The sequence below is a fragment of the Lacibacter sp. genome (assembly GCF_035299325.1).
In the GTDB taxonomy this organism is placed as follows: Bacteria; Bacteroidota; Bacteroidia; order Chitinophagales; family Chitinophagaceae; genus Lacibacter.
This window is the reverse complement of the sequence record NZ_DATGWT010000026.1, coordinates 85350-100303: the sequence shown is the minus strand read 5'-3', so window position 1 is coordinate 100303 and position 14954 is coordinate 85350. Positions and strand designations below refer to the sequence as shown.

The following is a 14954-nucleotide window of genomic DNA, read 5'->3' as shown; positions in this document are numbered from 1 at the left end:
AAAATTGCAGAAACTTTTTAATCTGATGATTGGTTAATCTGCAAGGCGATCATATTGGCAATGCGCTCTCCATCCATTGCCGCACTTACAATTCCACCTGCATAACCGGCTCCTTCGCCACAAGGATAAAGTCCTTTGATCTGCGGATGTTGCAGAGTTTCATTATCTCTTGGAATACGAACAGGTGAAGAAGTTCTTGACTCAGTTGCCACCACCACAGCTTCGTTGGTAAAATAGCCACGCATTTTCTGTCCGAAAGCTTTAAAACCAAGCCGAAGATCATCAAACACAAACGGAGGTAGAACCTGACGAAGATCAGTACTATTCAAACCGGGTAAATAAGAACAGTCAGGGAGTGAAGATGATGTTTTCTTATCAAACATGTCAGCCATGCGTTGTGCAGGTGCCACAAACTTGCCTCCACCTGCAACAAATGCTTTTTGTTCGATGGCCTGTTGAAATTTCATCAGCAACAACGGATCATCCTCACTTATTTGGATTTTGTGTTTTGTGTTTTGGGGTTTAAAGTATTCCACAGCATCTTTCACCTCAATTGTTACAACCATACCGCTGTTGGCAAATGCATTATTTCGTTTTGACGGGCTCCATCCATTCACCACCAATTCGCCTGGCGAAGTTGCTGCCGGTGCAATAATGCCACCGGGGCACATACAAAAACTGAACACACCCTTGCCCTGAACCTGTTCAACCAAACTATACGAAGCAGGTGGAAGAAATTCATCACGAACAGAGCATCGGTATTGAATAGAATCGATCAACAATTGTGGATGTTCCACCCGCACTCCCAAAGCAAACGGTTTTGCCTCGATGAGAATGTTGTTTTGATGCAGGAGTTCGAAAATATCCCTTGCACTATGTCCTGTCGCAAGGATCACTGCATCTGCATATATCGTAGAACCATGATTGACCTCAATACCCTTCAATACATCACTTTCAAGTATGAAATTGGTCAGCTTGGTTTCAAAATGAATTTCACCACCACAATTAAGAATAAATTCCCGCATTGCCGTTATAATATGCGGCAGTTTATTGGTGCCGATATGCGGGTGACTTTGGTAAAGAATTTTTTCTTCGGCTCCAAAGCGCACAAAAAGTTGAAGAATGCGGTCAATACTTCCCCGTTTACTGCTGCGGGTATAAAGCTTACCGTCGCTGTAAGTACCTGCGCCACCTTCACCAAAACAATAATTGCTTTCGGGATTTACTTCGCCTTGTTTATTTAAAGCAGCAAGATCTCTTCTTCTGGCTCTTACGTCTTTCCCTCTTTCAATTACAATTGGTTTAATGCCCAGTTCAATTAAACGTAATGCGGCAAATAAACCTGCAGGCCCGGCACCAACAACAATTATATTTTTAGATGCACTGTTTACATTCCTAAAGGAGAAATCAAATTTATCCCTTTGTTGCACCGGCTCATTAATAAAAGCTTTTACAGTAAGATTTACCCAAGCTTGTTTACTTCTTGCATCAATCGATTGCTTGAGAATGTGAAACCCGTTTACGGATGCAGAATGAACATTTGCAGAAACCGCAATTTGTTCTTTTATAGAAGAAATATCAGCAGCCTGCGAAGGCAGTAAACGAAGCGAAATTTGTTGTTGCATGTGTGTCAGGCAGTTAACCTAAAAACAATAATTAAGGCAAAGATAACTGTATTTGTCAGGCATAAAAATTATGCATTTCATCAGTAAAAAACATTTTTTTTGTGCCTTTAAAAACAGTTACCTTTCATTAGTTACTGCAAATACATGAGAAAGTTTACGGCCCATTATAGTTTTATCATCTTATTGATTATTTCTTACTCCTGCAACCCAGTTTACAGGGCATCTTCTGTTCAGTATAAAGATTACCCGGTACAGAGTGAACGCAAAGATGCATCAGTACAAAATTTTCTTCAACCTTATGCTGATAGTGTCAACAACAGCATGAATCTGGTAATCGGTCAATTGGCTGTAGATCTTGACAAGAGACAACCTGAAAGTACACTTGGGAATTTTATGGCCGATGCGATGAAAGCGATGGCTGAAAAATATTATAAAACAACAATTGACGGCGCTTTTATAAATTATGGTGGAATTCGTTTAAATGGTATAAAGGCAGGAGCAATCACAAGAGGTAAGATATTTGAATTGATGCCGTTTGATAATGTTATTATCCTGCAGAAATTAAAAGGAACCGTATTACAGGAATTTCTTGATCATGTTATCGGCAGAGGAGGATGGCCTGTAGCGGGTATCACCATGCAAATGAAGGATAAGAAAGCAGTGAATGTGATGATTGGAGGAAAGCCAATTGATCCAAATATGATCTATACAATAGCGAATTCCGATTATGTAGCAAATGGTGGCGATAATTGTGTAATGCTTAAGGTTATACCACAGATCAATAACGGATCACTTTTAAGAGATGGTTTGATCGAGTATGTTCAATCGTTTACGCAAAAAGGACAACCCATTACTGCCACTATCCAAAACAGAGTTACCAATGCTCAGTAGAAGAAAATTTATACAGCAAACCTCCTTTACCACGGCAGCCTTGTTGGCAGGCAAATTTGCAGGCGCAGAAGAAGTAACAACGCATCGCCTGGTTATTCTTCATACAAACGATGTACACAGCAGGCTCGATCCTTTTCCTATGGATGGCAGCCGCAACCAGGGTCTTGGTGGTGTTGCAGCAAGAGCAAGCCTGATCAACGAGATCAGGGCAAAAGAAGAACATGTGCTGTTGCTTGATGCCGGTGATATTTTTCAGGGCACACCTTATTTTAATTTATACAAAGGCGAACCTGAAATAATTGCTATGCAGAAGATGGGTTATGATGCCTGCACAATGGGTAATCATGACTTTGATGCAGGGCTCGAAAATTTTGCATTGCAACTTCAGCATGCAAAATTTCCTGTTTTGTTATGCAACTATGATTTTACTGCAACGCCCATGGAAAATAAATCACTACCTTATAAAATATTTAAGAAAGGCAAATTGAAAATCGGCGTTACTGGCGTGGGAATTGAAATGAAAGGATTAGTGCCGGATAATTTAGCCGGTAACACCAAGTACCTCGATCCTGTGCAAAAGTTAAATGAAACAGCTGCCATGCTCAAGCGTGAAAAAGATTGCGATATGGTGATCTGTTTGTCGCATTTGGGTTATCAGTACCGTGAAAATGCAAATAAGATCTGTGATATGATTCTTGCAAAAGAAACAGAATATGTTGATCTGATCATTGGTGGTCATACACATACGTTCTTAAGTGAACCTGTGTTAGTAAAAAATAAAAAAGCAGAAGATGTTTTGGTGAACCAGGTAGGCTGGGGAGGCATTCAGTTAGGCAGATTGGATTATGAATTTTTTAAATATAAAAAGAAAAATATGACAGCAGCAAAATCATTGTTGATAGGTAAAAAAACAGGGGAATAAAAAATTTTTTTTTCCACAAAAAGTGTTGATATTCGCCTTCCCCCTTAAGTTTTTTCATAATACTTTCATTATGAAAAATTGCCAAAGAGAATAAACAGGAACATTATTAACTCATTATATAAACTGCTTTTGGAACAATGACGAAAACGGCTGATCAAGTTTGGAAAAGTTGTTTAACCATTATTAAGGATATAGTAGAGTGGCAACATTTCAAAACATGGTTTGAACCAATCAAACCGGTTGAATTAAAGAATAAGATCCTTACCATCCAGGTGCCCAGCCAGTTCTTTTTTGAATACCTGGAAGAGCATTATGTAACGTTACTTGCCAAAACATTGAAACGTGAATTAGGTAAAGATGCTAATCTTGAATATCGGATCATGATGGATAGTGGTAATAATAATAACCAACCCATCACAATGGATGTTCCCGGTCATGGTTATAAAACATATACAAATAACGAAATGGATTTTCCGCTAGTGATAAGTAACCCCGTCAAGAACCCGTTTGTAATACCGGGCTTGAAAAAGGTGCAGATCGATCCGCAGCTGAATCCTAACTATACGTTCGATTCATTTATTGAAGGCGATTGTAACCGTGTTGCACGTCGAGCCGGTAAAACAGTTGCTGATAAACCCGGCGCCACTTCATTTAATCCGTTGGTGATTTATGGTGGTGTAGGTTTGGGTAAAACTCACCTTGCACAAGCTGTAGGTAATGAAGTGAAACGTCAGCACCCAAATAAAGTGGTGTTGTATGTAAGCTCTGAGAAATTCATCAACCAGTTTGTTGATCACAGCCGCAACAATGCCATCAACGATTTCATCCATTTTTATCAATTGGTTGATGTGTTGATCATTGATGATGTGCAGTTCTTCAACCGTGCTGAAAAATCGCAGGATGCTTTCTTTGCAATCTTCAATCATCTTCATCAAAGTGGTAAGCAGTTAATCCTGTCATCAGACAAACCACCAAAAGACCTCGAAGGTGTGCAGGAACGTTTGCTTAGCCGTTTCCGTTGGGGCCTCAGTGCCGATCTTCAGATGCCCGATTACGAAACCCGTATCGAGATACTGGAGAAGAAAATGAAGAATGATGGCTTGGATATGCATAAAGATGTGGTAAAGTATATCGCTTATAACATCAATACCAATATTCGTGAGCTTGAAGGTGCACTTATTTCATTATTGGCACAATCCTCGCTGAATAAAAAGGAGATCGATCTTGATCTTGCTAAAAAAGTGCTGAAAAACTTCGTTAAAACATCCTCAAAAGAAATCACTATCGACGCCATTCAGAAAATGGTGTGCGATTACTTTGATGTGCCCTACGAAAAACTGTTACAAAAAACACGTAAACGTGAAATTGTACAGGCCCGTCAGATCACAATGTACCTGGCAAAGACATTTACAAAGAATTCACTCAAAACTATCGGAGAGCATTTTGGAGGTAGAGACCATACAACGGTTATCCACTCCTGCCAAACTGTAAAAGACCTGATGGATACAGATAGTATGTTTAAAGAAAGCGTACTTGAACTGCAGCAAAAAGTTCAGTTGGCTGCGATGTAATTAAACCCAAAACCAAACCCAACTCATTTGATCCCGGATTTCTTTAAGAATCCGGGATTTCTTTTTGGCACTTTAGCAGAGGACAACTATTTTTGCAACCCCTTAGGGGAGTTCATCCTCGATGAACACGGCGGGAGGTAGTTCAGCCCGGTAGAATACCTGGTTTGGGACCAGGGGGTCGCAGGTTCGAATCCTGTCCTCCCGACTTAAGAAAAAGGCAATCAAGAAATTGATTGCCTTTTTTGTTTACGATTCATTTTGTTTTATCATCACCATCAGCCTTGTTCGTATGCTTGTTTTTCTGGTATTCAGTAGGCGTCATCCCGAATTGCTTTAAAAAGATCCTGCCAAAATTGGTTTGAGAGCCGAAGCCTACCATATCAGACACTTCATAGATTTTGTATTCACCAAATGCAAGAAGTTCGGCTGCTTTTTTTAATCGTGTAATGTTGATCAGTTCGTTTGGCGTAAGATCAGTTACAGACTTGATTTTACGGAACAAACTGGTGCGCCCCATATTCATCAGCTTCGCAAGTTTGTCAACATCCAGAGCATGATCTTCAATATTGGTTTGAATAAGATGATTGAGTTTTTCAAAAAACAATTCATCTGATTTATTATGCGCTACTGACTTAAGATGAGCAAACGGAGTATTTACAAAATAGTCTTTTAGCTTTTTCCGGTTGTTGAGTAAGCTTGCAACATGCGCCTGCAGATACTCCGTTTCAAACGGTTTTTCAATATAGGCATCAGCTCCAAGGCTCAGACCTTCAATTTTTGCCTGCAGTGTATTTTTTGCAGTAAGTAAAATAACCGGTATATGACTGTACTCAAAGTTTGATTTGATCTCTTTACATAATTCAAATCCATCCATCACCGGCATCATTACATCACTGATCACCAGTTGAATCGCTTCAGTTGAAAGTAGTTTTAACGCCTGCAAACCATCAGTTGCTTTCAGCACTTCATAATGTTCATGTAGTTCTTCAGCAATTACTTCCAGTAGCTCTTTGTTATCTTCCACTAAAAGAATTCTTGGTTTCATTGTTATTGATTTGGTGATTGATTGATGAACTATTTACGCTGAAGTTTGTGAAGTGGTTACTTCATTATTGAGCGGTAAAGTGAGCGAAAAACAATTCATATTCTCTGTTTGCGAATCCAGGATAAGCGTGCCTCTGTGCAGCTGTGTAAGCGACAGAGCCAAAGCTAATCCTATTCCAGAACCTGTTTGTGCTTCTGTTTCACTGATACGGTAAAAAGGTTCAAATATTTTTTCTTTTAGTTCAACAGGGATCAAATAGCCATCGTTTTTAACCCTGATGCTGAATGATTGGTCATCCTTATAGAAGGGAAGTAGTTCGATCATCACTTTTTTATCCGCAAATTTTATAGCATTACCAATAAGATTGTTAATGATCTTATTGAACGCATCTACATCAATATTTGCAGATAATGCGTCTTCCGGTATGTTGGCTGAAAAAGAAAGACCGTACTCTTCTGCTAGATCAGAAAAATCGTTACATGCGTCTTCAACCAACTGTGTAACATTTGTATGAACAAATGAAAGATGGAATTTGTCAATTTCGGTTTGCCTGAAATCCAATAATTGATTGGTGAGTTCGATCAACCTGTTGGTATTGCGGTTCATTATTTTCAGGCTGCGTTCCAACTCAGGTAGCGCTTCCGCTTTCCTCGTAATTCTTGAAAGCGGTACCTTAATAAGTGTAAGCGGTGTTTTAATTTCATGTGCCACATTGGTGAAGAAATCAAGTTTTGCATCGAGCAATTCTTTGTTCTTTACCAATCTCATTTCCAACACTTCTTTTTCTTTGGCTACTTCCAGCTTTTCAAATTTCTGTTTGTTCTTTTCTTCCATCCGTTGATGATAATAACGAATGATGAAATAAATAAGTAACATAAGAAGAATGAAATAAGCCATATAGGCGTACGTGCTCAACCACCATGGGGGTAAAATGCGGATGATCAGTTTTTTTTCATTTGGGCTTGCAATGCCATAGCTGTTCATTGCTCTTAATCTGAAATGATAAGTTCCGGCACGCAGTTCTGTAAAATCAACTCTTCGGTTTTTTTTCAGATTCACCCAGTTGTTCGACAATTCTTCCATCTGGTAAGCATACTGTATGGTTTCTGTTGCAGTATAACCAAGTGCTGCAAAATCGATACTGAAGGTTGATTGATCATGTGTAAGTATAATCGTATCGGTATAAGTAATGGATGCTTTCAGCGGAGAACCTTTCTTGCCAATACCCGTCTCTTGATTTGCTATTTCAAAGTGAGTGATATAAACAGGAGGGGAGAACGCTGATTGTCTGAATTCTTTCGGATGAAAACTGATGAGCCCCTTTGTGCTGCCAAAGTACATGCGCCCGTCTTCATCTTTAAAGGCCGAGCTGTAGTTAAATTGATCACTGATCAATCCGTTAGCTGTGGTAAAAACATCTGCTTTCCCGATAGTTGGAACAAAACGTACAAGTCCTTTGGTAGTACTGATCCAAAGTTCACCAGCTGTTGATTCCAGTATGGAAAACATAAAGTTGCTGGGAAATCCGTTGGCTGTTCCATAGCGGGTGAAGTTGTTGGTTTGCTCATTCCATTTGCATAATCCTTCTTCAGTGGTAAACCACAAGTTGTTACGACTGTCTTTAAAAACAGAATTTACACGGTCGCTGCTTAAACTGTTTGGGTCACTTTCGTTGTGAAGAATAGTTCCTCCTTTACCAGTGGCAGGATTGTAAAAATGAATGCCCCTTCCGAATGTTGTTGCCCAGATAGTTCCATTATCATCCTTTACTATTCCGGTATACCAATCCCATTCGGGAAAACCTTCCACCCGTTTCAATCGATCATTTTTCCGATCGTATCTGTAAATGCCAAGTGTTGTTCCTATTAAAATATTCTCGTGATCGATGGCATAGATGCAATAAATAAAATTGCTTGATAAAACGCTTCCTTCACCTACCTGAAAATGTTTGATGACTTTACCCGTGCGGATATCCATTACATCTAGCCCGTGTTCAAATGTGCCGATCCATACTTCGTTGCGTGAAACTTCCAGTCCATGCAAATTGAAAAATGAAAGACTGCCCGGTTTGCCTGTTGCTTCATAATGTGTAAACGTTCCTGTAGTAGGGTTGTACCTGTTGAGTCCTGCATCTTCAGTGCCTATCCAGAAATTGCCATCACTATCTTTTTTTATTTCTCTTACAACATTTCCGCTGAGTGAATTTTCACTCTTTGCCGGGATGAATTTTGTAAAAGCAGTAATCTGCTTTGGAAAATAATTAATGCCGCCAAAATAAGTGCCCACCCAAATACCGCCTTCATTATCGCTGCACATTGTTTCAACGGCATTATCAGAAAGTGAGAAAGGGTTGCTGTAGTTTTTTTCTAACTGTGTGCCTTTACCTGTCTGTAAGTTGTAAACAAAAATTCCGGATGCTGTACCCAGCCAAAATTCATTTGGTGAAACCTGCAGGATCCGTTTTACATAAAAATTAGTTTCACGTTTTAAGGTGAGTGGTAAGTCGATGTATGTTTCTTTTGCAGGATCAATTAATTTAATATCGGCATTGTTCGTGCCTGCCAATAATTGTCCGGTATTGGTTTGCACGATGGTTTCAATGTATTTGTATTTCGTATCGTCGGTATTTTTAAACAGAGGAATGCTGGTAAATGAACGGTTGGCGGCCTGATATTTTTTTAGTTCACCATTTGCAGTGCCCACCCACACATTTCCATCAGATGTTGTGCAAACAGCACTTGCAATAAAGAAAGTTGGATGATCAAAATAATCAAGTGTGTTATTCGCCAATGAATATTTGCAAACAGCAAAACCTGATATAAACCATAGGTTACCCTTCGTATCACCGGTAAGTTTAAAAATGCTGTGTTCTTTCGTTGAGGGTAAAAGCCTGAACTCTTCTGTTTTATCAATGTATTGATACAAACCTTTGTCGGTACCTACATACATTGTTCCCTTTTTATCCTCGTATAGTGATTGAATAAAGTTGTTGCCAATGCTGTTACTGTCTGCGGCATCTTTTCTGAATGTTTTAAACGAATAACCATCGAAGCGGTTTAAACCATCTTTTGTTCCAAACCACATAAAGCCTCTTTTATCCTGCAATGCACAGATAACACTGTTGTGTGAGAGCCCGTTCTCAACCTGGTAACGTCTGAAATAATAGGACTGTCCATGTAAAGAACAATGAAGCATTAAAAGCATGCTTAAAACACATATGGCTCTTGAAAAACGCAATTGTTTGGTTTGTTGAATGTTATAGTTATATCAAGCGAACACCCGGGGTGCCTGTGTGAAAATTGGTACTTTTTGTTGAAATATCGGAATTTTTAGTCGAACTGAATAAATTAATATTTGTCAAATTTACACTTATTAATTCTTAACGACTAAAACGACTTGCTATGACCCCTACTATTCTCTCTTTTATTTCAACCTGATGTTCTGAACTGTCTGTATTATTTCTTTCCCGAAAAGTTTGCAAGGATGACATTTTCTGAAACTGCTCCTTTTCGTTGAACTAATACTTCGTTCAAAACTTCCTGTAACAATCTGTATGCTGCACAAAAAAATGTGAAGCAAATGGGTTATTGTCTAACTGTGTTCATACATATGCTGTGATACACCTGCTTATTAACCAAAACGTACAAGGTTCATTTATTTATTAATTAAACAAGTATTGATTGCTTATGAAAGAATTAGTAACCATTAAAGCCGGCAACAAAGCCATCGCTTTACTAGTAATGTTGCTCTGCCTTTCTGTTACACTCTTTGCGCAGGAAAATGAGATTACTGTAAAAGGTAATATCCGTTCAGATTCTGCGGTGCTGCAAGGTGTAACTGTTCAGTTGAAAGCTGATGCCAAAAGAGCTACACAAACAGATGAGAAAGGAAATTTCTCCATCCGTGTTCCTGCAAAAGGAGTCCTCGTTATTTCAAGTGTTGGTTTTGAAACGCAGGAAATTGCGGTGAATGGTCAAACAACCATTAATGCAGTGTTGAAAAATGCAAGTGGCAGTCTAGGAGATGTTGTCATTATTGGATTTGGCGGTACACAGAAAAAAGCAAGCATGGTAAGTTCCATTACTACTGTAGATGTTAAATCACTAAAAGGGCCAACAGGGAACCTTACCAATACACTTGCCGGTCGCATACCGGGTGTTATTTCCTTTCAACGTAGTGGCGAGCCAGGCTTGGGTACCGATAACTCTGCATTTTACATCAGGGGTCTTTCAACATTCGGTACAGGTAAACAAGATCCACTCATCTTAATTGATGGTGTTGAATCTTCACCTACTGATCTTGCACGTTTACAGCCCGATGATATTTCTGATTTCTCAGTATTGAAAGATGCAGCTGCTGCTTCTGTATATGGCGCTCGTGGTGCAAACGGGGTAGTGTTGGTAAACACACGTTCAGGTAAAGAAGGTGTTGCAAAGTTTTCGTTTCGTGCTGAGAATCGTGTGTCATCCAATACAAAGAATTTCAATATGGCTGATAACATTACTTATATGGAGTTGGCAAACGAAGCTGCACTTACACGTTCGCCACTCGCTGTTCAACCCTATTCGCAAAACAAAATTGAACATACAAAAGCCGGAGACGATCCTTATCTCTATCCCAATAATAACTGGATAGAACAGTTGATCAAAAAATATACGGTTAACCAGAGTTACAACCTCAACGTAAGTGGTGGAACTAACAGAACACGTTACTATGTTGCCGGTACGTATAACCAGGATAACGGCTTGTTGAAACTTGACCCCATCAATAATTTCAACAGTAACATTAAACTCAAAAACTATTCTATCCGTTCAAACATTAATCTCAATCTTTCCGAAAATACAGAATTGATAATTCGCATGTATGGTCAGTTTGATGATTATAACGGACCAATTGGCGGTGGTTCTGCAACATTCAACAATGCACTCTGGTCGAACCAGGTGATGTTTCCTGCTGTATATCCACAATCGAAATTACCATACATCACCCATCCATTATTTGGCTCTGCAAGAACAGTTGATGCAAATGGATTGACTTCTACATTATATGTAAATCCATATGCACAGATGGTACGTGGGTATTCAGTTTATAAAACATCGAACCTTCAACCGCAGGTAGAGTTGAAACAGGATCTTGGTTTTGTGACACCGGGCTTGAGCTTCCGTACAATGGGGTATTTGAGAAGATATTCTTTTTATTCTGTTGACAGAAGTTATAATCCTTTCTATTATTCAGCGATTGTTGACCCAACAACGCAAGACTATAATCTTACTGTGTTAAACGATGGTAGCGCAACTTCTATCGGAACTGTTGGTACAGAATACTTAGGCTATGCAGAAGGTAATAAAGTAGTTGACTCACGTTTTTGGCTTGAAGGATCAGTTACTTACAATCGCACATTTAAGAAGCATACTGTTGGTGGTAATGTAATTGCAGTGATCTCGAACTATGAAACCGGTAATGCAGGTAGTGTTACTGCGTCGTTGCCGCAACGTAACCAAACACTTTCAGGACGTTTTACTTATGGATTTGATAACCGTTATCTTGCTGAGTTCAACTTTGGTTATAACGGTTCTGAACGTTTTGCAAAAAATAATCGTTTTGGTTTCTTCCCGTCAGCAGGTGTTGCTTACCGCATTTCAAACGAGAAGTTTTTTAACCCGCTGAAAAAAGTAATTACTGATCTTAAATTCCGTGCTACGTATGGTTTGGTTGGGAATGATCAGATCGGTAATATCAATGATCGTTTTTTCTACTTGTCAAATGTAAACCTCAACGATGGTGGCTTTGGTGCATCATTTGGTCGCAACGATGGTGCAGGAACTTATGGCCGTAACGGTGTTTCTATCTCAAGATATGCCAATGAAGGAATCACCTGGGAACAATCACGTTCCATGAACCTTGGTATGGATATGAAATTGTTTTATGATCTCACACTAACAGTTGATGTTTACAAACAATGGCGTTCACAGATCTTACAAGCGAAATCTACAGTAGAATCTGCTGCAGGTTTCTCTGCTATTCCTTCCTCTAACTATGGTAAAGCAGAAACACAGGGTATCGACGTTGCTTTGAACTATCAACGTTCGTTGAATAAAAATATGTGGATCAATGTTAGAGGTACGTTTACATATGCAACAAGCAAAGTAAAAGTAACAGATGAAATTGTTTTCCCATCTAACATTGCTTATCTGTCAAGAGCTAATCATTCCATCAGTCAAACATGGGGATTGATTGCTGAGCGCTTATTCATCGATCAGAAAGAGGTAGCCAACTCACCTATACAATATGGTGATATTGGTTTGCTGGCAGGCGATATCAAATACAAAGATGTAAATGGTGATGGAGTGATCAATAACGATGATATGGTACCTATTGGTTTTCCACAACAACCGGAAATCATTTACGGCTTTGGTGCATCATTTGGCTATAAGCGTTTCGACTTTAGTTTTTATTTCCAGGGTGCAGCACGCAGTTCATTCTTTATTAATCCATGGAACATTCAACCGTTTTATTTAAATGGTGGTTATCAAAATAACCTGTTGAAAGTAATTGCAGACAATCATTGGTCTGAAGATAATCAGAATCCATATGCATTCTGGCCACGCCTCAGCACATGGAGAGTGAATTCAAATAATCAAACTTCAACATGGTGGTTACGTAATGGTGCTTTCTTACGCTTAAAGAGTGTAGACATGGGCTATACGTTACCTGATTTTAAAGCGCTGAAATTAAAAGGCACACGTGTTTATTTCTCTGCAACCAATCTCTTTATCCTCAGTGGCTTTAAGCTGTGGGATGTGGAAATGGGTGGTAACGGATTAAACTATCCAATTCAATCTGTTTACAGCATGGGTGTGCAGCTGAACTTTTAATTTAAAACATTCAACAGTTTTTAAACATGAATACAAGAATCAATTATAAAGTTGCAAACAAAAGCCTGCTCTTTGCAGCAGTGCTCTTTGTGTTTACAACTACGTTAAATTCCTGCCGCAAGTATCTCGATGTGGTACCGGATAATATTTCTACCATCGACAATGCATTTAAACTGCGTGTTGAAGCTGAGAAATTTTTGTTTACCTGTTATTCTTACTTGCCAAAGAATGGCGATGGCTGGTATAATGCAGCAATGGCATCTGCTGATGAGATATGGTTGCCGCAGGATGATCAAACACATTGGCATGCAGCGTTCCGTATTGCTCAAGGACAACAAAATGCGGCTGATCCTTATTTTAATGAATGGGCAGGATGGAGAAAAGGTGGCACCGGCAATACACGCTACGATCATCAAAAAATATGGAACGGTATCCGCAACTGTAATATCTTTTTAGAGAACATGGCTGATATGACGAAGGTGCCAGATATTAATCCGGCAGAACGTTCACGCTGGATAGGTGAAGTATTGTTTTTGAAAGCTTACTATCATTATTATATGTTACGCATGTATGGCCCTATTCCGCTCATCAAAGAAAATGTTGCGGTGGAAGCAGATCCTGCAAGTTCTTATGTAAAACGTGCACCGGTTGATGAGTGTGTGGAAACCATTACATCATGGCTTGATAGTTCAATTACATTACTTCCTGAACGTATTCAAAATGAAAATACAGAGTTGGGAAGAATTACACAACCAATTGCATTAGCAGTAAAAGCAAAGTTGTTGGTAATGGCTGCAAGCCCACTGTTTAATGGTAATCCTGATTTTGCAAACTTTAAAGATAAAGATGGTGTGGCTTTGTTCAACCCAACAGTTGACCCTGATAAATGGGAAGCAGCAAGAGATGCAGCAAAAGAAGCGATTGATGCAGCAGAAGCAAATGGGTTTACACTTTACTATTACAAGAATGATATTCATAATCTGAATACGGCAACAAAAACACAGTTGAATATCCGCAATGCTGTAACTGAAAGATGGGGTTCTGAAACTGTGTGGGGCAATGCTCAAATGTATTTCCCGAATGAGGCATTATGTATGCCGCCAATGACAAGAGGAAGCAATACAAACCGCTTTCAATTGCAAGGTGTATGGGCGCCGCCAATTAAAATTGCAAAAATGTTTTACAGTTCAAATGGTGTACCTATTGAAGAAGATAAAACATTCAATTTTGCAAACTATGACCAGTTGCGCACGGCAACAGCTGCTGAGAAATATTACATTGAACCTGGTTTTGTAACTGCACGTTTAAACTTCGACAGGGAACCACGTTTCTATGCCAACTTAGGATTTGATGGTGGTATCTGGTATATGAAAGATGGTAATGCAACAGGTAGTGATAACGGTACTTACTATGTAAAAGCAAAGAATGTTGAAAGCGCAGGCTTCGGTCACTTTACTAACTGGAGTGAAACAGGTTATTTCGTTAAGAAACTGGTTAGTTGGCAATCTACAACAGCAGGTACTGCAGCACCTGTATGGCGTTCGTATCCCTGGCCTGAAGTAAGACTTGCTGATCTTTATCTTCTTTATGCAGAGGCAGAAAATGAAGTAAATCCTGCATCAGCCACAGCAATCTTATACGTTGATAAAATACGTGAACGTGCAGGATTAAAAGGTGTAGTTGAATCATGGACAAATTATTCAAGTACTCCGAATAAATATGCTTCACAGGCAGGCTTGCGCTCGATCATTCATCGTGAACGTACACTTGAATTAATGTTTGAAGGACAACGTTTCTGGGATCTGCGTCGTTGGAAAGAAGCACCTGATGAATTGAACAAAGACATTACCGGCTGGAGTGTGCAGGGTAAAACAGACGGTACCTATTACAAAGAGAAATTTATTTTCAGTCAACGTTTTGTTGCACCACGTGATTATTTCTGGCCGATCGGCAATTATGATACACGTCGTAATCCATACCTGGTAGAAAACCCGGGCTGGTAATCTGATTCTAAAAATTCTGAAA

General features: G+C 39.3%; 8 protein-coding genes and 1 tRNA gene. 6 read left to right on the top strand and 3 right to left on the bottom strand.

The window, feature by feature from the left end; genetic code table 11:
• Positions 1-17: 17 nt before the first annotated feature.
• Positions 18-1625, bottom strand: a complete 1608-nt coding sequence (locus VK159_RS15575; protein ID WP_324231083.1) for an NAD(P)/FAD-dependent oxidoreductase — start codon at positions 1623-1625, stop codon at positions 18-20.
• Between the two features lie 144 nt (positions 1626-1769).
• On the opposite strand from VK159_RS15575, the gene VK159_RS15570 reads away from it, so the two are divergent.
• The 4 genes from VK159_RS15570 to VK159_RS15555 all read left to right on the top strand — a co-directional run bounded on the left by VK159_RS15570 (position 1770) and on the right by VK159_RS15555 (position 5214).
• Positions 1770-2516: a 5'-nucleotidase C-terminal domain-containing protein gene (locus VK159_RS15570; protein ID WP_324231082.1), complete on the top strand. Its 747-nt coding sequence runs from the start codon at positions 1770-1772 to the stop codon at positions 2514-2516.
• Positions 2506-3438 (top strand): metallophosphatase, encoded by a 933-nt coding sequence (locus tag VK159_RS15565; protein WP_324231081.1) that lies wholly within the window; start codon positions 2506-2508, stop codon positions 3436-3438. Before VK159_RS15570 ends, VK159_RS15565 begins: the two co-directional genes overlap by 11 nt.
• Positions 3439-3575: 137 nt before the next feature.
• A complete protein-coding gene (gene dnaA / locus VK159_RS15560) occupies positions 3576-5009 on the top strand; it encodes a chromosomal replication initiator protein DnaA (RefSeq protein WP_324231080.1) in 1434 nt (477 codons plus the stop codon).
• 131 nt (positions 5010-5140) lie between these two features.
• Positions 5141-5214: transfer RNA gene (locus VK159_RS15555), tRNA-Pro, on the top strand.
• Between the two features lie 48 nt (positions 5215-5262).
• Here VK159_RS15555 and VK159_RS15550 read toward each other — a convergent pair.
• Both VK159_RS15550 and VK159_RS15545 read right to left on the bottom strand, forming a co-directional pair.
• The gene (locus VK159_RS15550; RefSeq protein ID WP_324231079.1) at positions 5263-6054 is read right to left on the bottom strand and encodes a response regulator transcription factor; all 792 of its coding nucleotides are present in this window, start codon (positions 6052-6054) and stop codon (positions 5263-5265) included.
• 33 nt (positions 6055-6087) lie between these two features.
• Complete coding sequence (locus tag VK159_RS15545; RefSeq protein WP_324231078.1) at positions 6088-9249, bottom strand: ligand-binding sensor domain-containing protein; 3162 nt, start codon at positions 9247-9249, stop codon at positions 6088-6090.
• Positions 9250-9740: 491 nt separating this feature from the next.
• Between VK159_RS15545 and VK159_RS15540 the strand changes: the two genes are divergently transcribed.
• Entirely contained in the window at positions 9741-12929 is a 3189-nt protein-coding gene (locus VK159_RS15540; RefSeq protein ID WP_324231077.1) for a TonB-dependent receptor, read from the top strand.
• A 26-nt stretch (positions 12930-12955) separates the two neighbouring features.
• Entirely contained in the window at positions 12956-14932 is a 1977-nt protein-coding gene (locus VK159_RS15535; RefSeq protein WP_324231076.1) for a RagB/SusD family nutrient uptake outer membrane protein, read from the top strand.
• Positions 14933-14954 lie beyond the last annotated feature (22 nt).